Source organism: Hyphomicrobiales bacterium (genome assembly GCA_017642935.1).
Taxonomy (GTDB): domain Bacteria; phylum Pseudomonadota; class Alphaproteobacteria; order Rhizobiales; family MH13; genus MH13.
On the sequence record JAEPOK010000001.1, the window covers coordinates 1,000,206 to 1,026,023 of the forward strand.

At 58.9% G+C, this 25,818-nt stretch carries 24 protein-coding genes and 1 tRNA gene; 4 read left to right on the plus strand and 21 right to left on the minus strand.

Going from position 1 to position 25,818, the window contains the following annotated elements:
- Positions 1-10: 10 nt before the first annotated feature.
- Genes JJ917_04775 through JJ917_04790 form a run of 4 tightly spaced genes read right to left on the minus strand, consistent with a single transcriptional unit; the run spans position 11 to position 3,949 of the window.
- Positions 11-562 (minus strand): 6-phospho-3-hexuloisomerase, encoded by a 552-nt coding sequence (locus JJ917_04775; GenBank protein MBO6698128.1) that lies wholly within the window; start codon positions 560-562, stop codon positions 11-13.
- Positions 559-2,058: an FGGY-family carbohydrate kinase gene (locus JJ917_04780; protein MBO6698129.1), complete on the minus strand. Its 1,500-nt coding sequence runs from the start codon at positions 2,056-2,058 to the stop codon at positions 559-561. The genes JJ917_04775 and JJ917_04780 overlap by 4 nt, the downstream gene beginning before the upstream one ends.
- Positions 2,055-3,146: a M42 family metallopeptidase gene (locus JJ917_04785; GenBank protein ID MBO6698130.1), complete on the minus strand. Its 1,092-nt coding sequence runs from the start codon at positions 3,144-3,146 to the stop codon at positions 2,055-2,057. Before JJ917_04785 ends, JJ917_04780 begins: the two co-directional genes overlap by 4 nt.
- Entirely contained in the window at positions 3,143-3,949 is an 807-nt protein-coding gene (locus JJ917_04790; protein ID MBO6698131.1) for a BtpA/SgcQ family protein, read from the minus strand. The genes JJ917_04785 and JJ917_04790 overlap by 4 nt, the downstream gene beginning before the upstream one ends.
- Positions 3,950-4,057: 108 nt before the next feature.
- Here JJ917_04790 and JJ917_04795 point away from each other — a divergent pair, with 108 nt between their 5' ends.
- Complete coding sequence (locus tag JJ917_04795) at positions 4,058-5,086, plus strand: aldo/keto reductase (GenBank protein MBO6698132.1); 1,029 nt, start codon at positions 4,058-4,060, stop codon at positions 5,084-5,086.
- A gap of 8 nt (positions 5,087-5,094) precedes the next feature.
- On the opposite strand, the gene JJ917_04800 is transcribed toward JJ917_04795, so the two are convergent.
- From JJ917_04800 to JJ917_04810, 3 genes are read right to left on the minus strand one after another with little or no spacing between them, the layout of a single operon-like run.
- Positions 5,095-6,009, minus strand: coding sequence for a bifunctional hydroxymethylpyrimidine kinase/phosphomethylpyrimidine kinase (locus JJ917_04800; protein MBO6698133.1), 915 nt, complete (start codon positions 6,007-6,009; stop codon positions 5,095-5,097).
- Positions 6,006-6,989, minus strand: a complete 984-nt coding sequence (locus JJ917_04805; GenBank protein MBO6698134.1) for a TIM barrel protein — start codon at positions 6,987-6,989, stop codon at positions 6,006-6,008. The genes JJ917_04800 and JJ917_04805 overlap by 4 nt, the downstream gene beginning before the upstream one ends.
- Positions 6,986-7,786: a GntR family transcriptional regulator gene (locus JJ917_04810; GenBank protein ID MBO6698135.1), complete on the minus strand. Its 801-nt coding sequence runs from the start codon at positions 7,784-7,786 to the stop codon at positions 6,986-6,988. The genes JJ917_04805 and JJ917_04810 overlap by 4 nt, the downstream gene beginning before the upstream one ends.
- Positions 7,787-7,936: 150 nt before the next feature.
- Between JJ917_04810 and JJ917_04815 the strand changes: the two genes are divergently transcribed.
- Positions 7,937-9,502 (plus strand): altronate dehydratase, encoded by a 1,566-nt coding sequence (locus JJ917_04815; protein MBO6698136.1) that lies wholly within the window; start codon positions 7,937-7,939, stop codon positions 9,500-9,502.
- A gap of 7 nt (positions 9,503-9,509) precedes the next feature.
- Here the strand turns inward: JJ917_04815 and JJ917_04820 are convergent, their stop codons facing one another.
- The 10 genes from JJ917_04820 to JJ917_04865 form a co-directional block, all read right to left on the minus strand.
- On the minus strand, positions 9,510-10,634 hold the full coding sequence (locus tag JJ917_04820) for a cobalamin-independent methionine synthase II family protein (protein MBO6698137.1): 1,125 nt from the start codon (positions 10,632-10,634) through the stop codon (positions 9,510-9,512).
- Positions 10,635-10,642: 8 nt separating this feature from the next.
- The gene (locus JJ917_04825; protein MBO6698138.1) at positions 10,643-11,284 is read right to left on the minus strand and encodes a class I SAM-dependent methyltransferase; all 642 of its coding nucleotides are present in this window, start codon (positions 11,282-11,284) and stop codon (positions 10,643-10,645) included.
- Positions 11,277-12,242, minus strand: a complete 966-nt coding sequence (locus JJ917_04830) for a cupin domain-containing protein (protein ID MBO6698139.1) — start codon at positions 12,240-12,242, stop codon at positions 11,277-11,279. Before JJ917_04830 ends, JJ917_04825 begins: the two co-directional genes overlap by 8 nt.
- 3 nt (positions 12,243-12,245) lie before the next feature.
- Positions 12,246-13,220, minus strand: coding sequence for a nuclear transport factor 2 family protein (locus JJ917_04835; protein MBO6698140.1), 975 nt, complete (start codon positions 13,218-13,220; stop codon positions 12,246-12,248).
- A complete protein-coding gene (locus tag JJ917_04840) occupies positions 13,217-14,281 on the minus strand; it encodes an ester cyclase (protein MBO6698141.1) in 1,065 nt (354 codons plus the stop codon). The genes JJ917_04835 and JJ917_04840 overlap by 4 nt, the downstream gene beginning before the upstream one ends.
- The gene (locus JJ917_04845; GenBank protein MBO6698142.1) at positions 14,278-14,820 is read right to left on the minus strand and encodes an ester cyclase; all 543 of its coding nucleotides are present in this window, start codon (positions 14,818-14,820) and stop codon (positions 14,278-14,280) included. Before JJ917_04845 ends, JJ917_04840 begins: the two co-directional genes overlap by 4 nt.
- A 172-nt stretch (positions 14,821-14,992) precedes the next feature.
- A complete protein-coding gene (locus JJ917_04850; GenBank protein ID MBO6698143.1) occupies positions 14,993-15,970 on the minus strand; it encodes a carbohydrate ABC transporter permease in 978 nt (325 codons plus the stop codon).
- Between the two features lie 174 nt (positions 15,971-16,144).
- Positions 16,145-17,167: a sugar ABC transporter permease gene (locus tag JJ917_04855; protein MBO6698144.1), complete on the minus strand. Its 1,023-nt coding sequence runs from the start codon at positions 17,165-17,167 to the stop codon at positions 16,145-16,147.
- 84 nt (positions 17,168-17,251) lie between these two features.
- On the minus strand, positions 17,252-18,478 hold the full coding sequence (locus JJ917_04860) for an extracellular solute-binding protein (GenBank protein MBO6698145.1): 1,227 nt from the start codon (positions 18,476-18,478) through the stop codon (positions 17,252-17,254).
- A gap of 83 nt (positions 18,479-18,561) precedes the next feature.
- Positions 18,562-19,608, minus strand: a complete 1,047-nt coding sequence (locus tag JJ917_04865) for an ABC transporter ATP-binding protein (protein MBO6698146.1) — start codon at positions 19,606-19,608, stop codon at positions 18,562-18,564.
- 133 nt (positions 19,609-19,741) lie between these two features.
- On the opposite strand from JJ917_04865, the gene JJ917_04870 reads away from it, so the two are divergent.
- Positions 19,742-20,737 (plus strand): ester cyclase, encoded by a 996-nt coding sequence (locus tag JJ917_04870; GenBank protein ID MBO6698147.1) that lies wholly within the window; start codon positions 19,742-19,744, stop codon positions 20,735-20,737.
- Between the two features lie 4 nt (positions 20,738-20,741).
- Here JJ917_04870 and JJ917_04875 read toward each other — a convergent pair whose 3' ends face one another.
- The gene (locus JJ917_04875; protein ID MBO6698148.1) at positions 20,742-21,851 is read right to left on the minus strand and encodes a SagB/ThcOx family dehydrogenase; all 1,110 of its coding nucleotides are present in this window, start codon (positions 21,849-21,851) and stop codon (positions 20,742-20,744) included.
- A gap of 405 nt (positions 21,852-22,256) precedes the next feature.
- Positions 22,257-23,057 (minus strand): helix-turn-helix transcriptional regulator, encoded by an 801-nt coding sequence (locus JJ917_04880; GenBank protein ID MBO6698149.1) that lies wholly within the window; start codon positions 23,055-23,057, stop codon positions 22,257-22,259.
- Positions 23,058-23,437: 380 nt separating this feature from the next.
- Between JJ917_04880 and ggt the strand changes: the two genes are divergently transcribed.
- Complete coding sequence (ggt, locus tag JJ917_04885) at positions 23,438-25,225, plus strand: gamma-glutamyltransferase (protein ID MBO6698150.1); 1,788 nt, start codon at positions 23,438-23,440, stop codon at positions 25,223-25,225.
- Positions 25,226-25,279: 54 nt separating this feature from the next.
- Here ggt and JJ917_04890 read toward each other — a convergent pair.
- Positions 25,280-25,366 (minus strand) — tRNA-Leu (locus JJ917_04890).
- 125 nt (positions 25,367-25,491) lie between these two features.
- Entirely contained in the window at positions 25,492-25,728 is a 237-nt protein-coding gene (locus JJ917_04895; protein MBO6698151.1) for a FliM/FliN family flagellar motor switch protein, read from the minus strand.
- Positions 25,729-25,818 lie beyond the last annotated feature (90 nt).

Below are 25,818 nucleotides of genomic sequence, written 5' to 3' on the forward strand. Positions count from 1 at the left end.
AGGTAACGCCCTACTCCATGTTGGTGTGGCGTGCGCGCATGGTCTCGGCCGTTTCGCCGAGGCACTCCCGCAATTCGAGGACCATCAACTCGAAAAGCAGAAACAATGCGCCTTCAAACAGCGACCCCATTGGTAGCACTGGCTGTAAGGTTTGGTCATTGGCCATAGTCGTTGTTGGAAGGACAAGCGTCTGCGTTGCATGATCAGCAAGCGGCGCGTCGCCGACGGCTGTAATGAGCAAACGATCAGCACCCGCGTTGCGCGCTTGCTCCATCAAGGCGCGAACCGTTGAGAGATCGCCAGGACCCGCCGTCACCAACAGCAAATCTTCGGGTCCAAGCGGCAGTGCGGTCATGTCGCCCTGCATCGAGACATTGAGCCCAAGATGGTGGAGACGCATGATAAAGCCGCGCAGTTGGATCGCTTCGCGTCCGCAACCATAGCCCATCAGATGATGGCCCCTGGCGGCAACTATGCGGTCAATGAATGCGCTTTTTGCCGCCGGATCGACGGACTCGATTGCGCGCCGCAATTCGTCGAGCGCGGGTGCAATATCCGTCACGCCTTGTCACCCAAACGATGGGCGATGTCCTTGGTCTGTTCGTACAGCGCCTTGAACAACGGGTATTGGGCTTCATAAGCTTCATGGCGTCCCGCTTTGACCGTGCGCGCGGCCGGATTCCAGCTTGGCAGATCGTCTTTTGTCACCTCGCCAAGTGCCAGGCGCGCCAAAAACGCATTGCCATAGCTGGCGCCAGTGGTCACCGAGCACACAATTTGATCAAGGCCGGTAAGGTCAGACGTCGCTTGAAGCCACAGTTCGTTCTTGGTGCCGCCGCCGACGGCCAGCAAACGTTTTGGCACCTGACCGGCTTCGGCATACGTCTCGGTGACGTGCCGCGTGCCCATGGCGATGCCTTCGATCACAGCCCGATAGAGATCACCCCTTGTGTGCGTCAGATCGAGCCCAAAGACAGCACCCTTTGCCATCGGATCATGAATAGGCGTGCGCTCACCTGAGAAATAAGGCAGGCAAAGCAAGCCTTTCGCACCTGGCGGAGAATTCGCAGCTTCCGCGGCGAGGACCGGAAAGGCCTCTTCCTTTGAGAGCTCCTTAGCAAACTGATCGCGGAACCAATGCGTCAGTGTCCCGGATGTCGCCAAGCCAGCCATTGCCGCATACTCACCCTCGAACAGCCAGGGCGCGTGCCACAGGCGCGGGTCGGAAAGCTGGCTCTCCGTCACCGTGATGATGAAGATGGTCGAGCCGTACATCATCATCATGTCGCCAGCGTCGAGCGTTCCAACACTGACCGCCTCGGCGGCTGCATCAATGGTGCCGCAGGTGACTGGCGTGCCTTCCGCCAGCCCGGTTTCGGCGGCTGCTTTGGCGGTTACAGTCCCGGCGATCTCGGTGGACCACATCAACTCCGGCATCATGTCCAGTGAGCAGATGGCCGACCCCAGCGCGTCCGACCAAGTTTGGGCCTTGATGTCATAAAGCGGGGCGGAGTTGGGCGCCGTGTAGTGATCGATGACAAAGCGGTCGGTCAGCTTGAACGTCAGATAGCTCGTCGCGGTCAGGATCTTGTGGGTCTTTGCCCAGAGCTCGGGATGATTACGCTTGAACCATAGGATTTTGGGCCCGACGGCCTGCGAGGTCAGCGCGTTGCCGGAATGCTCAAGAATGGCATCTTCGCCAAGCTCTGCGTTAAGGTCGTCGATCTCCTTGGCCGCCCGCGTATCGACGCCGTAAAGCACGCCATTCATCAGCGGCGCACCGTCGGCATCAACCGGCAACATGCAGGGACCTATTGCCGACGTTGCCACAGCTTTGATGGCCTTCGGATCGACCCCGCTTCCGGCGAGAAGCGCCTTGGTGATGTGAACGAAATCGCCCCACCAATCCTCATCGGGACGATGCTCCGCCCAACCCGCCTGCGGCACGATCATCTGGTGCGGACGGGCAGCCTGCGCGACAATAGCTCCTGACTCATCGACCAAGACGCCTTTGGATTCAAACGTGCCAATATCGACACCCAGCGAGTAGGTCGTCATGCGATTTCTCTTGATAAGGAAAAGTCAGGGCCGATGGCGGCGATGGCGTTGGAAAGGAGGTTGGCCAACGCGTTCAGGTCACGCAGATCGCACAACTCATTGGCCGAATGGGAGTACCGCATCGGGAATCCGACATCGATGCTCGCTACACCCTGGCCGACCAATTGAACGTAAGACAGGTCGGTCAATACGCCGACCTGCGCCGAGCGCTGCAGCGGGATGCCCTGCTCTTCTGCGGTCTTTTCCATCAAGCGCACCATCGCCGGATGCGGAATGACGCCATTCAGCGTGCCGCGCCCGTGGAACGAATAAAGGCTCATCCCCGGTCCGCCGCCCAGGTGCATCTCGCCTCGGTCAGCCATATCGGGCGTATCCGTGGCCAACATCAGGTCGATCTGGATGGCAATATCCGGTTTCAAAGTCTGCGCAGCGACGACGGCCCCACGCAGATTGAACTCTTCCTGCACCGAAAACACCAGGTGAACCGTTGGGCCGCCGGAGCGCTTGGCCAATGAGTCGGCGACGGCCAGTTGCACCGCGCAGCCGGCCCGGTCGTCCACGCTGGTGCCGACGATCCGATGCTCGCCAGCGCGCTCAACACGTGGTCGATAGACCACCGGCGTGCCGATTCTGACGCCGGCCTGTTCGGCCTCCGCTTTGCTTGCAAAGCCAGCGTCAATCACAAGGTCCGGTGCGCGGACGACCTGATACTTCTCCTCAGGTGCCGTGGCGTGGTGCGCCTTGTTGGCAATCACACCAGGCACGTCCCTGCCTTCACCGACGCAGAGCAGAACCGGCTGGGCGGCCAGCGCACGCTCGGGAACGCCGCCAAGGCGCTCGACCTTCATGAATCCATCATCGGTAACCTTGCGGACGACAAAGCCCAATTGATCCATGTGGCTGAACAGCATCACCGATGGCGCGGACGGATCCCCCTCCTGGGTCGCGATGATATTGCCCAGACGGTCTGTGCGATGCGCAAGCCCAATGGCGTCGAGCCGTGCACGAATGGCTTTGGCAACGCGTTCTTCATGGCCCGACAGGCCTGGGATGAGCATCAACGCTTCAAGATCATCGGCGATCGTCATGCGCGCGCCGCCCGCACCCGGTCCATAAAGTCACTGGCGCGGTCCGGATCGACGGCATTCCAGGTGTGCCCATCGACTTTCAGAGCCGAGCCGACGACACATCCATCGGCGATCGCCAACACATCACCAACCGTCTCGTGTTTGACGCCCGTGTTTGCGAGCACGGGCGTGTCAGGCAACGCCGCTTTCACATCTTCCAGATCTTCCATCTTGGCTGCCTCGCCGGTGATCTGGCCGGAAACCAACACCGCGTCGGGGATGGAGGAAAAGACGGCGCTGCGGGCGCGATCCGGTAGCGGTCGGCGATCCAAGCTATCGGCGAACTCGGCTGACACGTTGTAGAGCATCAGCAAATCGTTGCGGCTCAAGGAATCGCGATAGCGCAGCGCTTTGCCGGCGTCCGGCGCCCAGACGCCCATGTCACTGGCATAGGTCCCGGTGAAGATTTCTCGGCAGAAAGCTGCTCCGGTCGCAGCGGCAAGCGCGACGGTGGCCATGGGGTCCCAGAGGACGTTGACACCAAAGGGCAGCGTGATGTCCGGCTTCAGCGCGCCAATGATCGCCGCCATCGTTGCTGTTGACGCCGGATCAACGTCGAAGGCGTACGGGCGGTCGTTCTCATTGCCGAACATGATGGCATCAAACCCGGCGCTCTGAAGCGCCTGAAGGTCTTTGCGCGCATCATCGAGAAGCTTGGTCAGACCCCCCTCGGCATCAAAGAGGGGCGTACCCGGCAAGGCGCCAAGATGGACCATCGCAATGATCGGTTTTTCCGTCCCAAACGCCTGAACAAACCGATCCATTGCAACTCCATTTCTCACGCCATAACCGTCAAATCGCGGTAGGCGTTGCACACTGTTTATACTAGCATGTTAGCAACGCGGGAGGCTTCGATGCAATCAACCACACCCTTGAAAACGCGCCACTGGGATCGGCTCGGCAATGGCGGGCTGACCTTTACCGAGCTTGGCTTTGGCACGGCGCCGCTTGGCAATCTTTATAAGGCGATTTCCGACGAAGAAGCCCACCAAGTGCTGGATGCCGCCTGGGACGCGGGTGTGCGCTACTTTGATACCGCGCCGCTGTATGGGCTCGGCCTGTCAGAGACGCGGCTCAATCATTTTCTGCGCGGCAAGCCGCGCGATTCTTATGTGCTTTCGACCAAGATTGGTCGCTATTTTACGGTCACAACGCCGGATAAACGCGACGGCCTGGACAAATGGTTCGACGTGCCTTCGCGCAACGAAATCTACGACTACACCTATGATGGCGTGATGCGCTCGGTGGAGTTTTCGTTAGAAAGGCTGGGGATCGATCGGATCGACATTCTGTTTGCCCATGACCTCGACATCTTCAACCATGGCAGCCAGGAAGCGCTCGATGCCAAGATCTCCGAGCTGATGAACGATGGCGGTTACAAGGCGCTTTCGGAAATGCGCGAGCAAGGCGTGATCAAGGCGTTCGGTGGCGGCGTTAATGAATGGCAGTCTTGCCAGACGCTCACCGAGCAAGGGGATTTCGACCTTTTCTTGCTGGCCGGCCGTTACACGCTTTTGGAGCAGGAGGCGTTGGAGACGTTCCTTCCGCTGGCCGAGGCGCGCGGCATTGGGTTGGTGATCGGGGGTCCCTACAATTCTGGCGTGCTTGCTACGGGACCGAAACCCGGTGCGTTTTATAATTATGACCCGGCGCCCCAGGAGGTGCTCGATCGAGTTGCCCGCATCGAGGCTGTCTGCGAACGCCACAGCGTGCGCCTGGTAGATGCTGCCTTCCAATTCCCGCTGCGCCACCCGACAACCGTGTCGGTGATCCCCGGCGGCCAGGGATTGGCCGAGATGGAGTCGAACGTCACAGCGGCGCAAGCTGAGATCCCCGCCGCTTTATGGGCGGATCTGAAAGCTGACGGTTTGATGCGCCAAGATGCGCCGGTGCAAGGGTGATAAGCGTTTTAGTGCTTGAACGTCTGAGCGAACGCCTGGATGGCGTCATGGGTGAGGGATGCGCGGGCATCCACCTCCGTCGATACGTGTAGCGCTGCCGCGGCAGAAGCGAAACGGGCGGCCTCGACAAGTGATTGTCCGTTGCAGAGGGCAACGCTCAACGCACCGATAAAGGCGTCCCCTGCCCCATGGGTGGAGATAACTGGCACGGCAAAAGCCAGCACATGCTCGGTCGTATCCAGATCGATCATCCAAAGCCCTTGATCACCGAGCGTTACGATGATGGCGCAGCCATACAGAGCGGCGAGTTGGAGCGTGGCAGCCTTGCCATCGAGCGTGTCAGGGTCAAGGCTCAGCATGTCCGCCGCCTCGACGCGGTTGACGACCAGGAGATCGAGCTGGTCTGCGAGGCCACCAGCCAGTGGCCGGGCTGGGGCAGCGTTCAAGAGAACACGCGCGCCCACCCGTTTGGCTTGCGCAGCCACAGCCTCGTTGACCGGTGATGGCAACTCATTCTGCAGCACGACCCATTGCGTACCAGACGCCATCGCGATCGCCGATGCATCCAGCTCCAAGTTTGAGGCCGACACAATGACCGCGCCATAGCCTCCGTCCGGAAGACTGATGGCAACGCTCATGCCAGTCGGTGTTTCAACACGCTGAACCAGGTCGGTTGAAACGCCAGCTTGGTGCAGAGTCTGGAGCGCTGCGTCGCCTGGCGGATCGGCGCCAACAGAGGCCGCCATGGCGACCGGGATGTTCAGCGCCTTGCCGAGGCGGCCTGCTGCAACGGCCTGATTGCCGCCCTTGCCACCGAACGCATACCGAACGGCGCTTCCTGTCAGGGTTTCATCGATGCGTGGCAGACGCGGTGCATCGACTATGACGTCATGGTGGATCGCGCCGACAACCAGAATACTCATGGGCCGCCGAACAAGGCATCTGACACGATGCGCAAGCTTGCCGTTGCATCTTGCTTGCCAATGGCGTCCGACAGTCTCTCGTCAAGGACCAGATCAGCGGCCACTGCCCGCAGCTTGTCGGCCATCGCGATGTTGGTCGCAGCCTCGGCGCAGGGGTCAAGGCCGCCATGATCGGGAAACGTGTCGAAGTAGATCGTGCCGGCATATCCTTGGCGCGCCAGCTCGACGAAAAGCTCCAGCGTCTGGAACGGATGAACCGATCCGACCATCAAACCGTCGTCGCGCTTGCCGTAGCCGTCATTGAGATGCACGCCAAGCAGCCGCGAATGGCGGGCGATCAGATGCGCTGTATGGGCCGGCATCTCGTCGGCATAGAGCACATGGGCAAAATCGAGCGTGACGCCAAGATTGGCGCGCTCGGCCTCTTTTATGGCCAAAAGCGTCGTGCCGATATCCGGCATCAACGCATAAGCGCGCGGTTCGTTGGGCTTGTATTCAATGGCAATATCGAGCGCGGGATTATGATCGCAGACAGCTTGGATGGCCGCGATCGTGTCGTCCCACATTTGCTGGTAGTTTCCTTGAAATGCGTAGTCGAACCCGTCCTGTCCCATCCATAGCGTCATCAAGGTGCCGCCCATTTCAGCAAGCGTATCCAGACCCTTTTTCGTGATGTCGATGGCTGCTTGGCGCACGTCTTTGTCAGGATGGGTGAACGCGCCGAGGCGAAAACCAGGATCGGTGTAATAGCGCATCGCCAAACCGTTGAGCGCCATGCCGCAACCATCCATCACCGCCCTCATTTCGCGCGCGGTGTGGTGTTCGAAATGATCCGGGTAATTAAGATCAGCGGCGTTCAGCCCGTCGACGCTTGCCGCACGTCGCAGCATGTCCTCGGCGTTTGGCTTGCCGGGCAGGCCAATCTTGAACGCGTTGAGGCGCGCGGCATAACGCGGCGTGTTGGCCAGGTCACGGTTCATAGGCTCACGAAGAGCTCCGGTTTGTAACGCATCATTGGCTCCAGCAAGGCAACCAACTGGCGCAAATGATGCCGTGTGGCGATCCGCGCGGCGTCGGGATCGCGCTTCTCCAACGCATCCAAGATCGCCTCATGTTCTTTCAGCGTCGCCTGCACACGCCCCGGCTGCGGCAAGATCAACTGCCGGGCCCTATCGACATGCACCCAACTGGTTTCGGCAATTTGCGGCAGACGTTTGAAGCCGGTGAACGACATCATCAGCTCATGCATCTGGCCGTCCATTTGGTAGAAACCTGGAAAATCACCATCTCCAACCAGAGCCGCCTGAATGCGCAGGTTCCGCCTTAGTTGCACCAGTTGATCATCGGTGATCGTAGTGGCGAGCAGTTCGACGGTTGCCAGCTCCAGCGCTTCGCGCAGAAACGCGCCTTCGCGAATCTCGTCGATAGAAAAACGCGCGACAAAGGTTCCCGCCTGCGGCACGACATCGACCAGACCTTCGACCGCCAGGCGCGCCAGCGCTTCAGCGACAGGTGAGCGAGATACTCCCAACTGTTGGCAGATTTCAGGTTTTCGAAGAACTTCGCCCGGTTTGAGCTGAAGCGAGAGGATGGCCTTCTTCAGCGAGCCGTAAGTTTTCTGCGCAAGCGTTCCGGGGAAATCATCAAGACTAGCAAGGTTCGGCGGCGTGCCGACGGTTGCCTGTGTCCGGCTCACACGGACCGGTTCAACGGCGTCGGGATCGGTTTGTGAAGGTCGTGTTTGGTCTTGCACCGTCGCCCGATCCAGCTGTAGCATGTTAGCATGTTAGTCGTGCGACAAGGGCTGTCAACTGATTGCCGGTTGCTTGCCACGCGGCCCATCATGTTGGAACGGCGGATGCACCGCAAGGCGACGATGCGCCTAGGTTTGGGGCATCATCGGCCCGTTTGAAGAGGTTTTCCCTGCGTGTCCAAGAACAGTGATGCCTCGCCCGGTGCTGACCGCCGGGCACTCTTGCTCAATCCCAATGATACCGTTGCGGTGGCAACCGAAGACATCGGTGCGGGTGTGCGCCTTGAGGCTCTGGACCTCGTCACGGTCGATCGTATCGCGCAAGGCCACAAAATCGCGCGCCAACACCATACGGTCGGCGATCCCGTGATCCGTTATGGCCAAATGATCGGGCGCGCCAGCGTTCCCATTGCCGTGGGCGAGCATGTACACAGCCATAACTTGGCCATGGGCGATCAAGCCAACGATGGTGCGGTTCGGTTGGAGGCCGATCGTACTGACGCTTTTTCGGTCGATACCTCAGCCGATCTTCCGATGACGTTCATGGGCTATCATCGTGCAGACGGACGTGTCGGGACGCGCAACTATCTGGGTATCGTGACCTCGGTGAACTGTTCGGGGTCGGTGGCACGTTTCATCGCCGAGGCGGCCGAAAAAAGCGGCCTGCTTGATGCGTTTCCCAATGTTGATGGCATTGCACCGATCGTTCACGGGACCGGCTGCGGTATGGCCGCCGACGATGAAGGCTACGACACGCTGTTCCGCACATTGTCTGGTTATGCTCAGCATCCCAATTTCGGCGGAATTTTGCTGGTTGGCCTTGGTTGCGAGGTCATGCAGGTTAGCGATCTGATCGGCAAAGGGCGGCCAAGGGCCGATGGTGCCTTTCGCTACATGACCATCCAACAATCGGGCGGCACCGCCAAGACGGTTGAGCGCGGCGTCAGCCTGTTGCGCGAACTGGCAGAAGTCGCCAATGCCGTCGAGCGCGCGCCCGCGCCGCTGTCGCACCTGACGCTTGGCCTGCAATGTGGTGGATCGGACGGCTATTCGGGCATCACGGCCAACCCGTCGCTCGGCTATGCGTCTGATCTGCTGGTTAAAGCAGGCGGCACGTCTATTCTGTCCGAAACGCCGGAAATCTATGGCGCCGAACATTTGCTGACACACCGTGCGGTGTCCCCGGAAGTTGCCGACAAGCTGATGGAGCGTGTGCATTGGTGGGAACGCTACACGTCGATGCATGGCGGCAAGCTCGACAACAACCCCTCGCCCGGCAACAAACGCGGCGGGCTGACGACGATCCTGGAAAAGTCGCTGGGCGCTGTCGCCAAAGGCGGTGCTGCACCGCTGGTCGATGTCTACAAATATGCCGAACCGATAACGACGCATGGCTTCGTTTATATGGATTCGCCAGGCTACGATCCGTGTTCGGTCACAGGTCAGATCGCGTCCGGCGCCAATTTGGTGGCCTTCACCACGGGGCGCGGGTCTGTGTCCGGTTACATCCCGACCCCTTGCATCAAACTGGCAACCAATACGCCGATGTATGAGCGCATGGCCGATGATATGGACATCAATTGCGGCGATGTGCTTTCCGACGGCGTCAGTTTGAAGGAAAAGGGCGAGGACATCCTGCGTAACCTTGTCAGCGTGGCATCGGGCGAAAAGACCAAAAGCGAACGGCAAGGGTTTGGCGGCGCAGAATTCGTGCCCTGGCAGCTCGGCGCGGTGATGTGAGCACCGGCTAGCTGACGTTCTTTGCCCCTTCCGACAACGTCGTAAGCTTGGCCCAGGCGATTTCAGGATCCACCGCGCCGAAACCGGCAAAGGTACCAAACCCGCAATCCGACCCGGCGATCACGCGATCAGAGCCGACAAGATCGACAAACCTCTGCAAGCGCTGGGTCACCAAGTCGGGATGCTCGACGAAGTTGGTGGTCGTATCGACGACGCCGGGTACCAACACCTTGTCGTCTGGGATGTCGGCCTTGCGATCGGCAAACACCGTCCATTCGTGGCCATGGCGCGGATTGGAGGTTTCGAAAAGAACGTAACGTGCCCGCGTGCTCATCAGCGTGTCGAACATCTTGGCCATGCTGATGTCGCAGACATGCGGTCCCTCATAATTGCCCCAGCAAATGTGCACGCGCACCTTGTCTGCTGGGATGCCTTCAAGAGCCTGATTGAGGGCGTCAACGTTCTGCTGCGCAACTTTCACGAACTCATCGTCGGACAGGTCGTTGAACAGCATGTGTCGCGATAACGCGAGGTCCGGACAGTCCAACTGTAGGTCAAGGCCAGCATCGACAATCGTGCGGTATTCGTCGCGCATCGCTTCGGCGAGCGCTGCCAGATAGGCCTCGCGGTTGGGATAGAAATCGTTTGGCAAAAAGAGCGAGATAACACCTGGTGAAGCTGCATTCATGAAGCCGCGTTCGACGCCATACATGTCCATTGCCGCTTTCAAGTTCGCGATATCCCTTTCCAGCTCACCCTGCCCTAGTGATTGTACCTCACCGACACACATTGGCCGCGCGTATTTGGGCGTGCCGTCGCTATCGGCCAGGCGCTTGAGAAAATCTGGAAACAGTTTCAGGTCCGCCGGCGCGTTGCGTGGGCTGTCGCCATCAAAGCCCGAATAGCGATCTTTCACATAGGTCGCGTAACTGATCTTGGAGGTCTCACCGTCGGAGACGATGTCAATTCCTGCTTCGGCCTGACGGCGTACGTCTTCCATCACATGTTCGGCCATCGCCGCATCGAAGGCGACTTGATCGAAGTCTTCCTTGCGCTCGCGGGCGAAGATGAAATCAACAACCTTTTGGCTGCGCGGCAGCGAGCCGACATGGGTGGATAGGACGGGCATGATGCGTTTCCTTAATTGGCGGTCTGTTTGTTGCCTGCGAGGATGACGGAGTGGAAGTCGCAGTCCGGGTCTTCCAGAACGTACTCAACAGATTGAAATCCCGAAGCTTCGAGGAGCGTCTGGTAGGCATCGATTGCAAGGCTCGCGTGATAGACGGTCACGCCTTCCACTGTCCCGGTCACTTCGCCGTCTTCGTGGCCGATGGTCAGCAGCAGCGCCCCGCCTTCACAAACATGGTCGGCGATGATTGGAAGCGCGGCTGATTGCTCCTGCCGAGACAGATGAAAGAACCCATCCCACGATAGAACGCCGTCGAATTGGCGACCAAGATCAAGCTGCCGCATGTCGCCGTGCAGCCACGTCGCTTGAGGAAAGGTTCGCTGGGCGATGTCCAGCATCGCTTGCGCACCATCAAGACCGATCACCTGACACCCTTGTGACAGCAGATACCGGTCAATTGGGTCACCGGTCCCGCAGCCAAGGTCGAGGACATCCGCGCCGTTCGGCAGTTTCGCCAGAAACCTGTCAAGCCACGGTTTTTCGAACAGCCGTTTGGCGCGGTGGGCATCATAGGCTGCGGCGTGCTCTTCATAGACCTCGCCGGTTCGGTCGTGCGTGGCGGCCAGTTCCGATGAAACGGTATCGTCAGCCATTCCACGTTGGCCCGGCAGGGTCGTTGGTGGCGACGACGTGGTAAAGCGCAGCCTCGCCGGTCATCGACGGCATCGCGCGATGCATCACATTTTCCGGCACGCTCATCGTGTCGCCGGGCGCGAGAACCGTCGTGCCGCCCTCCCAGTCGACACGCCAATGGCCTTTCACCGGCATCAGGACCGACGGCCTGTCATGGCTATGCATGGCCTCGCTGGCGGAGGCCCGAGTGATGAAATCCATCTCGAATCCTGGCTTATCTCGCAGCATGCCGTGCTCGCCGATGACCTTGGCTGGTGTTCGATCCGCCAGCGCCACCATGTCCCAATGGCGGGCCACATAGCGTGGGACGACGTCAGCCGTCACAGGTTCCGGATAGGCATTCAGCTCCGCTTCGGTGAGCAGCGGCATTGGCTTCACTCCGTCGGGTAAGTGTTCGGCTTTTTTGGTGTCGTAGAGTTTGCCTTCCTCGGACAGAACCAACCCATGGCCAGTCGCCTCTTCGATCACCTGTGGCGCCCAGATGACGCCGCCGCCGGCATCATCGCCGCCCAGGATGGCCATGATCATCCCATAGTCCGTGCCGATATTTTCAAAACCGCGAAAGATGCCCGTCGGGATGTTGAAGATATCGCCTTCTTCAAGGATGACCTCCCCGGCGGTGCCCCAACGTCCCCAGAAGAATCGCCAGCGCCCAGACAACACAAAGAACACTTCAGCTGTGCGGTGGGAGTGCAGCGAGTTGCGGCACTTGGGCGGTTGCCCCGCTGCGCCGATGTTGAAGCCGTGTGGGATCGCAATGTGCACATGCTGATCGGGCGACTCCGATACGCCGCCACCAATGATCGTGAAATTCTCTTTCTGATCCGACCCCGGCGTGTGGGCATCAATAAAGGCCGTCTTGCAGGGCCTCAGTTCGCCGTAGCGCACGATGCGCGATTCCATTTCCTCTGGGGTCATTGGTTATCCTGTGGCCAATAGGATCTGTTTCCAGATCGCAACTTCATCAAAAAGAACGAACTCTCGGCGCAGCCCCCATGGGCCAAATTCGGCATGGCTTGCGCCCATAATGTGGACCTCGGCGCCAGACGGTGCACCGAAGGCGCCATGGCCGGCATGCTTTCCCGTCAATGACCAGCGAATAGCCGCGCGCTGCGGAAACCCATCAGCATTGTCCATGCCAATCTGATGGTGGATATCGAACGTTGCATCGGGAAAGGCAGCGCGCAGGCTGAGCCAGAACGCATCCACAGCCTGCCAGCCATGGTCGGTCCGGTAGCCGGGCATGTCGATCTGGCAGGCGCGATCATACGTGTCGCGAATGGAGGCAAAGTCAGCCCGCATAAGGCGCTGCAGGTTGTCGGCATAGCGTGCGCCAACCTCATGATCATTGCCGGTGCCCTTGTAGCGCCCGGGTTTGTCAGCTGAGGGCGTGAAAGGCCGCGAAGCGTAATCGAGCCCACCTTCCGTCTCGATTTGATGGCGGGCAAAGGCTGCAACATCCCAGCCGACCTGGCGGGCAATGGCGCCATTGTCGCGGATCAACCACTCGTCAAAAATCGCATCATCCGCCGCCGCGCAGTCGGCAATGATCCGGTAGCGAAGCTGCTTGCCGGTTGCCTTACCGTAAACACCGTCGCGGCTGTGCGTCGCTGTCGACATCAGCCGGTGCGAGGACAAGAGATCGCCGGTTTCAGCGCTACCTGACCAGATAACGTCCTCGCCAAGCAGTTGCCGATCCGGTAGTTCGGCGAGCACCGCCATGGTGGAATTGATCGAGCCGCGATTGCCGACTGAGATGCCCGACGGCATACGCACGATGACATCATCGGCATAATAGTGTTCGAGCGTCGCGATGCCGCGATCTTCCCAGATTTCCTTGGTGATGCCCAAAATGTAGTCGGGAAAGTCCTTCCATCGCTGGCTGAAACCCTTCATGCAAACGCTCCTGCGATGGCTCGCCCGGTGAACGGTTCAAAGCCTTGTTTTGATTTGTTGAAGTCGCGCATGCGCGCCAGCACATCGACCCCGATTTGATTGTACATGTCGAGCAGGTCGACCATCACCCAGTTTTCCCGAATTTTGCGGTTTTCCAGCCGCCAAAAATCAAGTGATCGCATGGTGATGCGCTTGTTGATGGGTGGAATGCCAAGCCAACCATCATGACTGATGGTTTGGATCATGTTCGGCCAGCCGGTTACGGCTGCGTAATTGCGATCGCCAAAGAAGTGGTAGGTGATCTCGTCCACATATTGGCCGCGATCGGGCATACCGGCCAAGAACGGGATCTGATGCCAGTTGCGGAAGCCTTCATACCCCCTGCCCGTCCCGATACCGCTCGGGCCGTACCAGCTCATCTTCTCATGCCAAAATCGGTCCATCTCCATGACCTCTGGACCGCCCTGCGACGGGTGGCGTTTCATCGCCTGCAGCATGTCAATGATATGCTGGCAGGTGGCGCGGCTCGTCACCTCATCATAAGGCCCTGAAATCAAGCCATCCTGGGTTGCCGGAGCCGGAACTTGCCACTCGCGGCCAAGGCTTGGCTGCATCGGCCAGGCGCCAGCCTGCATCATCAGCTCAGGGATATCCCAGAGCGCCTGAATTTCCACCACCCTGCCCTCTTCAAATCGAAAAAATTCATGAAAGCGTATCGCTGCCATGTGACCGGTTGGTGGAATATCCAGAAAGGGTCGTTGGAACGTGCCGGCGTAATAGCCACCACACCCGACCCAATGCTGCCCTTCGGGCGTACGCCCGGCCATCACGATGGTGTCACGGCGTTCGAAATCGGGGAAAGCGTTGGCAAGCGGCGCAAAGGTGCCGACAAACATGGCCGCCGGGCCCACAAGGCTGCCTATCGGATGGCTGAAATTGGCATCCACATTGATACAGAACAGATCATCCATTACCGCCAGCAATGTGTTTTCGTCATAGTCGTAGAGGGCGGCGCGATAGGGCGCGAGCAAGGCCTTGTGGCGTGTAGGTGCATCCATCATGCTGCCTCCGATGCTTGCGGTTTGGGCGGTTCACGCTCACCACGATCAAAGGCTTCCCACCCTTCGCCGCCAAAGACATCGACGCCAAGTTGAGAAAGGACATCGGGAAAATCGACCATCACCCAATTGTCGGTGATGCGCCCGTCCTCGACCTTCCAGAAATCCATGTAACGGATCGTGATGCGTTTGCCGGTCGGTGCAATGCCCATGAATGTGCCGGAATGAGTCGCCTCTTGGCGACCGAACGCGGCGGCCCACTCGCCCATGAACAAACGGGCTTCGTCGATACAGACCTTGTCGGAGAAAGCCGCTTGAAACGGCCTTTGCCAGTTGGCCTGAAAGGCTTTTAGACCGTTCTTGGTGCCGCAGCCGAAATTGCCCATCCAACGGAAAGACTCGGCGAAAAAGTCACCCATGTCGTCGATGCGATGGTCATTGAGACCATCAACCATGGCCTCGATAACACGGCGTGTTTCATCTGTTTTGGATAAGTCGGTATCACGGCTTAATGCCGCGTGCTCAGGTCGCGAACCTGTCATGCTTTGCCCTCATAAGGAATTGAAGTGATGAGATGCGGTGTCTCAACGCCTTATGAAGTCGCGGGGCATGCGATTGAGGGCTGGGTGGCGACGCATTGCGCCATGGCGAGCGTTGGAACTCATTTCTCGACGCTCTGCTCCGTTGCAAGCAACGACCACTCTGCTGTTGCGCTCATCCTTTGACCGCTCCTGCCGTGAGGCCAGAAACGATCTGACGCTGGAAGATCATAACCAGAAGAAACAGTGGGGCGGTGATCGAAACGGCTGCTGCCACAGCCTCCACCTGATCAGTCGTGGTGGTTTCTCGGTTAAAGTATCCAGCGATAGCCGGCACCATTGTCTGGTTGGACTGGTCAAGCAGCAGCGATGTCACCAGGAAATCATTGTAGGCGAGCAAGAACGAGAACAAGCCGGTGGTGATCACGCCCGGCCACATAACAGGCATGATGACCCAACGAAACGCCTGGAAATGTGTGCAGCCGTCAACACGGGCCGCCTCGTCCAGCTCGGCCGGGATGCTCATGAAGAACGATCGCAGCATCCAAATCGTGAAGGGTTGGTTGATGGAAACCAACACCGCAATCACCGCCAGGGGCTGGCCGTAAAGGGTGGGTGCGTTCTCGCCAAGAATCGGTTCCAGGATGGCTGCCGAGTTCACGAAGACCGGCAAATAACCTGCAACAAGCACCGAATGCGGCAAGGCGCGGAATATGAGCGCGATGATCAGGATCCAGAACGCCAGCTGGGATCCTGAGCGTGCCAACGCATATCCGGCGAGCGTGCCGACGGTCAGCGAGATCGTCACCACACCGACTGTAACGATGAGAGAGTTGACGAAATTTCGCCAAAACTCGTTCTCCACCCAGACGGCTTGGTAGTGAACGGTGGTCAGACCTATGACCGGCTCAAGTCCGAGCGCCCCATTGATAGCACCGAGGATTGGCGGCAGCAGGCCGAAGAAAACCAGCACAAAACCAATAGCGAACGCCGCGCTGGCGAGCACCCAGCGAAGGACCGGGTTGCTCCATGGCGCGTCGATGGCAACGAACCTTGGCAACGCCCGTACGGCCACTTGAAACGCGGCGTAAAGCGCTGCGATGCCGACGACAATATCGATCACCGTCAGACCCTGGCCAGCAGCGCGGGTCATCGGGCCCAAAATGACGTCCAGAGGATTGCCGGCGAACGCATCCACCGGCGCCTTGAAGCTCATCACCGCGATCCAGAAGATCGGAAACGCCGCGAGCAAACACCAAAAGGCCAAGAAACTGCCAGACGCGACACGCAGGGCGAGAGGTTGGCGCAATGCCTTGGGGCCGGACATCTAGCGGGTCCCCCGGTGATCGCGCCAGGTTTTGCGCAGCAGAGGGATGAGCAGGATGACGATGCCGATCATCGTCAACATGGCCGATGCAGAGGCGCGCGAGACGGCCCGGTTGCCGGAATCATCTGGCTGCAGGAAGTCGTAAGTCAGCCATTGCAGCGAAATGACATGGGCCTGCGAGGAAAAGCCGACGATCTCCTCAAATACCCGGTAGGCATCCATCAAGTGGATCAGCGCAACGAAAACGATCAGCGGCATCAGATGCGGCACGATGATGTACCAGAGCCGCTGCCAACGCGACGCGCCATCAATGATCGCCGCCTCCACTGTGTCGGAGTTCACCGTCTGAAGGCCGGCATAGAAGATCACAAATGCAAACGGCGCGACGTGCCAGACGCGATAGAACAGCATCAAAATCTCGATGGTCCAGCCTTGTGCGAACATCGCGATGTCGCGCTCCAGATACCATTCAAGCCCGCGGGTCAGGATGCCGTCACCGACGAAGAGCCAGCGAATGGATAGCGCACCAATCACAGGCGTGATGATGAAGGGTAGCAGGGAAACGAAGATCACCGGGCCGCGGACCGCCTTGGCGGCATTGTTGACGGCTAGCGCAATCGCCAGCCCGACGCCGATCACCAGGGGCAGCGTGATCAATGTGAAGGTGAGCGTGAAGCGCAGCGCCTTCCAAAAGTCGATGGCGAGCAGCCCACCGATATCGAAGTTGGAGACTGCCGCCCAGGCACGTTCGGGTTCCAAGACGTTGCGATAGCTTTGCAGCCCGACAAACGTCGTTTCGCGAACCACCCGACCATTGTCATCCAAAACCGGTTGGCTGCGGGTTTCGGTGGTGCAGGTTTGTTGCAGAAAACCTGGCGTGCAGACCTCTTCGGTCACCAGTTCGACGACCGGCTGCGTCAGGTAGAAACTCTGCGTGAAGACGCTGACCAACGGCGCCGCAATGAAGAGCAGCATCAGGAAGATGGATGGGCCAACAAAGGCGGCGAAAGTGCGGAACTTCATGCCATCTCCCTTTCCGTGGTTTTGCCGAATGGGCCTTGCTGCGGACCGGGACCGACCCGTGGGCCGGTCCCGGCGTTTTTCGGTTTAGAGAATCCCGGCTTCTTCAGCGGCCGTGAGATATTCGGTTTCCACTGCTTCGAGCGTTTCTTCGGCCGACAGTTCGCCGGTGAAGAAGGCTGGCAGCTGGTTGCCAAGCGCAGTGTGCATCAGCCCCATTTCTGTCGATGACGGATAGGATTGCGGCGCAGGGTCGGACGTTGCCGTGGCGATGGCACCTTCGGCCAAACGGTTCGGCTCATAGCCCGGGATCAGCCAGATGGCATCCTCGTTGTTTTCCATCACCATGTCGGTGTCGATGCCTTCCAGCGCGACCTGGAAGGCGGCTTCGGCTTCGTCGTCGGTGATGTTGGAGGCGATTACGATGCCGTCCCACCACAAGGTGGTGGCAGGCGCACCGTTGGGCATGGCGCGCGGTGCAGCAGCCGTGCTGACCAGGCCCACAACCTGGCTCTCATCAGGATTGTCCATGGCCGCAGCGCGCGAGGCCCAGAGATTGGCCATCGCGATGGTGCCCTGCTGGAACTGCTGCTGCACATAGGTGCTGTCGGAGACCAGGTACTCCGGGTCCATGAACTCCGTCAGGCGCGCCATCATCTCCAGGGCGTTCACGCCAGCGTCGGAATTGACGTTCGGTGTGCCGTCATCATTGACGAAATTCCCGCCAAACCCGAGGAACATGTTGTTGAAATCCTGAGCGATATTCCACCCGGCTTTCATCGTTCCGCCAAGCGGATACTCCACCACGCCAGCTTCCTGGATCGCTTCAGCAGCGATAATGACCTCGTCCCAAGTCGTTGGAACATCCAAGCCAAGATCATCGAAGATGTCCTGGCGGTACATCAGATGCTGGGTGTTCACCATCATCGCCACGGCCATGATCTGGCCATCGACACGGATCAGCTGGTTGGGTGACAGATCTTGGCCATACGCAGCCACCAGATCATCAAGCGGGCGGATTGTGCCTTCGTTTAGCAGCGGCGTGACCGTCCCGTTCGACACGCCACCGATCTGATAAAGGGCGGGGTCAGCGGCGAAGGCCGCCGGCTGCTTGGTGCGGAATTCCTGATCAAGCTCAGCGGTGAAATTTCCGCATTCAGCCATCGCGTCGGTGACCGACTTCCAGGCCTCAAATCCTGCGGTCAGCGACGACAGTTCCACATCATTGTCGATAGCGCAGTCGGCATACGCCACCGAGCCGGACGCCATGATCGCACCGATCGATACGGCACTGGCGAGAAGAAGTTTTTTCATGAGATTGTCTCTCCCTTGGTTTTGGCCGGCCTCTGGCTCGGCGATTATCTCGAAGGCCGAAACGGCCCAAATCTTGGACTCAACTAATCGGCGATCCGCAGACCGCTCTCGGCATCAAATAGGTGACAAATGGTGGGCGGCACCGCGATAGCAGCCGGCGCTCCGATCTTGGTGCGGTAGTCTTTATGCGCCTTCACGGCGATGAGGGCGCCACCCGCCTTCACGGTAATCATGGTGGCATCGCCGAGAAGCTCGACCGAATAGGCCGGCGCATTGATCTCACCGGCATTGGTGATCTGCGCATCTTCGGCACGGAAGCCGAGCACTGCAGGACCATTGGGCCCTTGAAGTCCCGACACTTCGACATTGTCGCCCTTGAAAGTGCCGCCCTCCAGCCTGCCTTCCATGAGATTCATTGCAGGCGAACCGATAAAGCCGGCCACAAAGGTATTGGCCGGCTTGTCGTAGATCTCGGTGGGCGTTCCAACTTGCTGGACCACACCCTGTTTCATGACCACCACGCGGTCGGCGAGCGTCATCGCTTCGATCTGGTCATGCGTCACGTAAATCGTCGTGACGGCCAGTTCATGGGACAGGTTCTTTATCTGCGCGCGGGTCGACACGCGCAGCTTTGCGTCGAGATTCGACAGCGGCTCATCCATCAGGAAGACATTCGGCTCACGCACAATGGCCCGGGCAAGCGCGACCCGTTGGCGTTGCCCGCCGGACAGTTCGGATGGCTTGCGGTGCAGAAACTCATCCAACTCCACCATCGCCGACGCGCGACGCACGCGCGCATCGTGCTCAGCTTGCGGCACCTTGCGAACCTTAAGCGGAAAGCGAATGTTCTCGTAGACATTCATGTTCGGGTAGAGCGCGTAGCTCTGGAACACCATGGCAATATCGCGATCCTTGGGATCGAGATCGTTCACCCGCCGGCCGGCAATGTTGATATCGCCGCTTGTAGCTTCTTCCAGCCCTGCGATCATGCGCATGGTTGTGGTCTTGCCGCAGCCTGAAGGGCCAAGAAGGACCAGAAATTCTCGGTCGGCAATGGTCAGATCGAAATCATCGACGCCGATAAATGAGCCCCAACGCTTGCACACATTGCGCAATTGAATCTCAGCCATAGCCACTCCCACACGGTGTTATTGTTTTTCAATCCGTGCGTCGGCGAGCTTTCAACACAAAACAAACCGTGGCAAGAGCCAATTTGCATACCTTTGCAAACCATTTTGGCACTTCACGGTTTTCGGACGACATATGACTGATTTTCGAGCAAATGCGCACACGTTTCTAAACATGCTGGTACGCGCACCGGAATCAGTGCTCACCGATCTCGTTCATGAGCACCTGGCGCCTGACTGCAATTGGGAACTTTCGCATCCGATCAACCGCCTTGTCGGGCCGGATGCTGTTCTCGACGGGTTCTTGCGGCCCTTGCGCAATGCCCTCACCCGCGTGCAACGGCGCGATGAGATTTTCATTGGCGGCGACAATCGCCGAGAAGAAGGTGGGCAATGGGTGGCTTCGGTGACGCACTATCTTGGCAATTTCGATGCGCCGTTTCTCGGGATCGAGCCATCGCATCACCTCATGTTTCTGCGCGCCGGCGAGTTCTATCGGATCGATGATGGCCTGATCACCAAGGCGCGGATCATTCTTGACATCCCGGACATGATCCGCCAGTGCGGCATCGATCCCTTTGGCCTGTCTTATGGGTTGGAGACCCTGTTTCCTGGCCCGGCGACCCATGACGGCGTGCTGCCCACAGGCGGCGCCAGTCAGGGGAAGGCGTCGCTTGATGTGGTGGAAGGCATGCTGGCGGACCTCCATCACTTCGACCCCAACACGTTTTCATCGAGCAACCAGACGGGTGCGTCGGGCTACTGGCACGAGGACATGCTGTGGTTCGGACCGGCAGGTATCGGATCGAACTATCTATGGTCAGGGTTTGTGAAGGACCACCGGGAAGGTTTCTTACGCGCCTTTCCAGACCGCGAGGGCGGCAACCATTACTGCCGGATCGGTGACGGCAATTATGCCGCGATCTCCGGCTGGCCCTCGATGACCATGACGTTTCAGGGTGACTATCTCGGTGTGAAGGCCGATGGCCGTGCTTTGACGCTGCGCGTGATGGACTTTTATCGCTGCGCCGATGGCAAGATCATGGAGAACTGGGTCTTGCTAGATTACAATGATTTGATGGCGCAGATGGGGGTCGATTTGATCGCCCGTGCCCAAAGTCTGGCCGGTTGAGCACCTATGTCATTGCAAACGGCAGATCGGCATCGGTGATGATCTGTGCGTCTGCCGCCTCAGCGTTGGGATGTCCTAACCCGAGCGCATAAATCGCCGCTTTGACCGGATCGTCGCTATGACCGAGATCGTGCGCCACCTGCGCGTGGTTGAGGGCCGCCGAAGGACACGCCGTCAGGCCATGCGCTGTGGCGGCCAGCATAATGTTTTGACCGATGTGCCCGGCCTCGATGAGCATGACGCGATAAGCGTTCGCATCATCATATTTCCACATGCTACGGGCGAAATCGGCCCGCATTAGGATGAAGCACGCCATGCGGTCGGGCCAATCCTGCCCGCCAAGCATTTCTGAGAAGCTGCTGCCCGCTTCACCGACTGGCACCAAGGCATGGGCAAGCGGCGCATAGCGATAGATGCCTGGCGCCAAGCCGTCGACCGCATCAACGTAGACAAAGGCGTCATAAGGATTGCGCGCGCCGCCCGATGGCGTCAGCCCATAGGGCAACCTTACACCGGCTTCATTTTGCGTGTAGCCATTGATGCCAAAGCCGGCGCGCAGGCAGTCGGATAGAGCGTCCAGCGACACCGGCGCGCCGGTGACCTCGCGAACGCTGCGCCGGGCATCCATCGTCGCGCCAAGTTTGGCACCGTCGACCGCCCATGCGCGCGGCAGCTCGATTTTGTCTGCGTCGGTGTCGGGCACGAAATAGGCGTCAGGCTGATCGGTGGTGTCGATCTTCTCGCGCTGTTTTTCCAGGGCCTCATCGACCGACATAACCTGTCGATCCTGGACGATGTGGTGGTAAAGGGCGGCCGGCGCCCCCCATTTCCAGGCGGAGAAATGCGCGTCCTCGAGTGCGGCTTCGCTCGATCCTTCGCGGATCACGATGCCAGCATCGGCAAGGTTTTCAAGATTTTGGGAAAGGAGTGCCGGGTCGGTCACTCCGAGAGTTTTGGCGAGGGCATCGACCGTGTTCCAGTCGCCCATCGAGCTTAGCAAAGTGATGATGTCGGCCTTGCCGGCAAATCGCTTGTTTTGGAGGTAGTTGAGACCGATCAGTCCAGTCTCGCCTTCGGCATAAAAAACTAAGGCGTGCGCCGCCCGATAGTGCATGCAATTCCCCTGATAGGCTTAACTGGCATGAGGACGAAGACTGGCAGCTTGTTAAGCTGCCAGTCTGCAGTCCAACGCCTTAGCGCTTGTCGTAGGACATTGCAGGTGTGTCAACGCCGTCGATGGAAGAGACAGTGATTACGGTCAGATCAAGGGTCATGGTCATTCTCCAAAAAGGTGTTTTTCGCCGCCTCATTGCGACCGCCTTGACCATGAAATTTCGGACCGAAGTTCGCGAGCAGCACCTATTGCGAAGGGTGCGCGCAGATTGAACGATGCGCACACGCCCTTCGCACAAAGTGCGAAGGGTGCGAATGTATCGCTTCCGGAGGCTGTGGAGACAACGAAAAAGGCCCGCCCCTTTCAACGGGGCGGGCCACAATGGCTTATCGATTTCGTTTGAGATCACGGCGGAATGGCGTGGATCAAGGGGGCCGGTTTCTTGGCGAGATTGTGTCGCTCGATATCCAACAAATCGATCACGTCCATCGGTATGGTCGGTGCGTCCACCGCGTGCGAGCGGGCATTGCGCAACGCACCGCGCAAATTCATCGCTTTCGGTGCAGCGGTGATCACGGCTGCCATCGTTGTTGGTCCGGTTGGGCCGATGATGGAAGCATGACCGACCAGCACAAACCGATCGGTTACTGCGTAGCGCAGCACCAGCATCGATGGTTCACGGGTCCCGGTGCTGTTAATGCCCAAAAAATAGAAATTCCCGCGACGCTCTATGATGACGCCCTGGTGATCACCATAATATTGGGACCACCAGCTGCTCCGACGCTCCCCGAACCCAGTGATGCGTCTAAATGCCATGATGTTGCCAAGGCGCCTAACGATGAGCACAGACCGCACCACAGTGTTCTCGTGTTGCGGGCCAGTGAAATCGACAAAATAAAGCCCGGGGTCGATATGGGCGAGTTCCTCGTCGTCCAGCATGCTCATGAGCTGATGGCTGACGGGGTGTTTGTTTTTGAGGTCCTGGTTCGCATCGACCAACCTATTGGAGCTGAACAATTCGGCTTCGACGATGCCGAAATACTCGCATATTTTCTCAAGATTCCCCGCATTGGGCAAACCCTTGCCGCTCAGGTAACGTGCGAACTGTTGGCGGTTAATGTCGACATCTCTGCAAACGCTTGCAATGCTTGGCTGCGTTTCACACAGATTGCGCAGATTTCGCGCGAACACTTCGCGTACTTCCATCGTCGATCCCCGGGGCGAAAGAGCGCCCTCTTCTGCTCACATCAAGACATGCATTGGCGATAGTCTGAGGTCCTGATCACATCCATGCCAATGCCGGTGCCAACCGAAGGCCCAACTTCACCGAAGGTTGCAACCGTCGTCAAGGATCGAACAAGTATTCCTGGTACCGCCAGTGCGCAGATTGGTGAAAATCCGCTGAATATCGTGAATAACCGATAGTGAGCCGTCTTTTCAATTTTGAACGTGCATGCACGGAACAGGTATCCAACCTTTCAGTCGATCACATTTGGCAGTCGAAACGCGATGTCGCTGATAATTGGCTTGCCGGTTTTGACTCACTGATCCACCCTCATAAGAAAACACCTTGAGGAGGAACCAGCATGCGGATCACCTTTGCCCTAACAGTGGCGGCGTTGATGACGTCCACGGCCTTGGCCCAGCAAGCAGCCGATGATGTTTCACCGGAAATGGCGTCGCAAAGCGCATTTTCAGAGCTCAGCGATGCGGCCATGGCCGCGATGGAGGCCAAAGAAGCCGGACTGCCTGTTGAGGCGGACAATTGGATGGTCGCAGCGGCCAATCCGCTGGCGGTTGAGGCCGGCGCCGATGTTCTGCGCGCAGGTGGGACAGCTGCCGATGCGATGGTCGCCGTCCAAGCGGTTCTGGGTCTGGTCGAGCCGCAGTCCTCGGGCCTTGGTGGCGGCGCGTTTCTGGTTTGGTACGATGCGCAATCCGGCGAGGTCACAACGCTTGATGGGCGCGAAACGGCTCCACTTTCGATCACACCAACGCTGTTTCAAGACGAAACTGGTGAGCCGTTACGGTTTTTCGATGCGGTGGTTGGCGGTTTGTCGGTTGGCACGCCAGGCACCCCTGCCCTCATGGAGGCGGCCCATCGCCAATGGGGCAACGCCAATTGGGGCAGCTTGTTTGACGCTGCCATCAATCACGCCGAAGAGGGCTTCACTGTCTCGCCGCGCCTCGCAACGCTGGTAGCTGGCGATGCTGAACGGCTCAGCCGTTTTCCTGCGACGGCGAACTATTTTCTCCCCAGCGGCGCACCGCTCGCCGAAGGATCAACGCTGACCAATCAGGCCTATGCCGATACGCTCCGCGCCATCGCGGCCGAAGGCACATCGGCTTTCTACACCGGCCCAATCGCGGAGGGTATCGTCGCGGCGGTGCGCAGCGCTGAGGGTAATCCCGGGCATCTCAGTCTCACCGACCTGGAACTCTATGAGGTGATCGAGCGCGAGGCGGTGTGCGCTGATTATCGCGGTCACGACGTCTGTGGCATGGGGCCACCGTCGTCCGGTGCGCTGACAGTGGGCCAGATCCTCGGCATGGCGGCCTCCTACGATCTTGCAGGCATGGGACCGGAGAGTGCTGACGCGTGGCGGATCATTGGCGATGCCTCGCGTTTGGCGTTCGCCGATCGCGGTCGCTACATGGCCGACAGTGACTTTGTTCCGATGCCGACCGAAGGGCTGGTTGATCCAGGCTATCTGGCCATGCGGGCCGAACTGCTGGCCGGTGATGATGCTTTGCCGGAAGTATCAGCCGGGATGCCCGAATGGGATCATGCAATGCTGCTGGCGGATGATGAATCGCTGGAGTTTCCATCGACCAGTCACATCTCGATTGTCGATGCCTTCGGCAATGCACTGTCGATGACAACAACGATCGAGAACGGATTCGGATCGCGCGTCATGGCGCCGGGCGGGTTCCTGCTCAACAATGAACTGACTGATTTCTCCTTCAGAACCCAACGTGACGGTGTGCCGATTGCCAACCGGATCGAGCCTGGCAAACGGCCGCGCTCATCCATGTCCCCAACCATCGTATTGCAGGATGGTGCGCCGATCCTCGTCATCGGGTCGCCGGGTGGCAGCCGGATTATCGGTTACGTCGCGCAAACGATCATTGCCCATCTGGATTGGGGCATGGATGTTCAGGCGGCCATCAACATGCCGCATCTGGTCAATCGCTTTGGCACCTATGACGTTGAGGAAGGTACGAACGCTGTCGACTTTCAAGGGCCGCTGGAAGAAATGGGCTATGAGGTGAATGTCCGCGCATTGACGTCTGGCCTGCACGCTATCGCCATCGGCGATGGCCTGTCCGGTGGCGCCGACCCACGCCGCGAAGGCATTGCGCTCGGCGAATAACGCCCTGAAATTTCAACAAAAAAGCCCCATGGGAAACCATGGGGCTTATTCATTTGGTGCGGTCGAGAAGACTCGAACTTCCACCCGTGTTACCGGACAGCGACCTCAACGCTGCGCGTCTACCAATTCCGCCACGACCGCAAAATGTTCTGAAATTTTCGTCCAGAGCGGCGCTGATACCAAAGGCCGCTTACAGTCTCAAGGGCTGGTGTCAGCGAAAACATGTTTTTTTCGCCTACCAACCAAAAGGTCTTTGAAATCAGGCGTTAAAGCTCAGACTTGCCGATTTGCGTGATCGCAACGGCAATGGCGTCGCCGCTGACAACGACTTCGGCTTCGGCGATCTGCATATTGTTGGCCAAAACCTTTACATGCTCGTTGGGCAGCGTTTCCAGTTCAATGACCGCGCCACGGCCCATCCGCAGAAGCTGGTGAACCGGCATAACGGCGGCGCCAAGCTCGACGGCGATATCAACGGAGATGCTTTCAATGGGATTTTGCATCGGGCACGGAAACTCATTAGGAGGAACGATTGCGTTCCCACCATTGGGGCCGGATGGTTAACGCATGTTTAAGGCCCTAGCGTTGGCGGG

Bases quoted from the DNA above. Each gene is read 5' to 3' on its own strand.
- JJ917_04780 (MBO6698129.1), bottom strand. From the start codon at position 2,058: ATGACGACCTACTCGCTGGGTGTCGATATTGGCACGTTTGAATCCAAA.
- JJ917_04785 (MBO6698130.1), bottom strand. From the start codon at position 3,146: ATGACGATCGCCGATGATCTTGAAGCGTTGATGCTCATCCCAGGCCTG.
- JJ917_04790 (MBO6698131.1), bottom strand. From the start codon at position 3,949: ATGGATCGGTTTGTTCAGGCGTTTGGGACGGAAAAACCGATCATTGCG.
- JJ917_04800 (MBO6698133.1), bottom strand. From the start codon at position 6,009: ATGAGTATTCTGGTTGTCGGCGCGATCCACCATGACGTCATAGTCGAT.
- JJ917_04805 (MBO6698134.1), bottom strand. From the start codon at position 6,989: ATGAACCGTGACCTGGCCAACACGCCGCGTTATGCCGCGCGCCTCAAC.
- JJ917_04810 (MBO6698135.1), bottom strand. From the start codon at position 7,786: ATGCTACAGCTGGATCGGGCGACGGTGCAAGACCAAACACGACCTTCA.
- JJ917_04825 (MBO6698138.1), bottom strand. From the start codon at position 11,284: ATGGCTGACGATACCGTTTCATCGGAACTGGCCGCCACGCACGACCGA.
- JJ917_04830 (MBO6698139.1), bottom strand. From the start codon at position 12,242: ATGACCCCAGAGGAAATGGAATCGCGCATCGTGCGCTACGGCGAACTG.
- JJ917_04835 (MBO6698140.1), bottom strand. From the start codon at position 13,220: ATGAAGGGTTTCAGCCAGCGATGGAAGGACTTTCCCGACTACATTTTG.
- JJ917_04840 (MBO6698141.1), bottom strand. From the start codon at position 14,281: ATGATGGATGCACCTACACGCCACAAGGCCTTGCTCGCGCCCTATCGC.
- JJ917_04845 (MBO6698142.1), bottom strand. From the start codon at position 14,820: ATGACAGGTTCGCGACCTGAGCACGCGGCATTAAGCCGTGATACCGAC.
- JJ917_04850 (MBO6698143.1), bottom strand. From the start codon at position 15,970: ATGACCCGCGCTGCTGGCCAGGGTCTGACGGTGATCGATATTGTCGTC.
- JJ917_04855 (MBO6698144.1), bottom strand. From the start codon at position 17,167: ATGAAGTTCCGCACTTTCGCCGCCTTTGTTGGCCCATCCATCTTCCTG.
- JJ917_04860 (MBO6698145.1), bottom strand. From the start codon at position 18,478: ATGAAAAAACTTCTTCTCGCCAGTGCCGTATCGATCGGTGCGATCATG.
- JJ917_04865 (MBO6698146.1), bottom strand. From the start codon at position 19,608: ATGGCTGAGATTCAATTGCGCAATGTGTGCAAGCGTTGGGGCTCATTT.
- JJ917_04870 (MBO6698147.1), top strand. From the start codon at position 19,742: ATGACTGATTTTCGAGCAAATGCGCACACGTTTCTAAACATGCTGGTA.
- JJ917_04875 (MBO6698148.1), bottom strand. From the start codon at position 21,851: ATGCACTATCGGGCGGCGCACGCCTTAGTTTTTTATGCCGAAGGCGAG.
- JJ917_04880 (MBO6698149.1), bottom strand. From the start codon at position 23,057: ATGGAAGTACGCGAAGTGTTCGCGCGAAATCTGCGCAATCTGTGTGAA.
- ggt (MBO6698150.1), top strand. From the start codon at position 23,438: ATGCGGATCACCTTTGCCCTAACAGTGGCGGCGTTGATGACGTCCACG.
- JJ917_04895 (MBO6698151.1), bottom strand. From the start codon at position 25,728: ATGCAAAATCCCATTGAAAGCATCTCCGTTGATATCGCCGTCGAGCTT.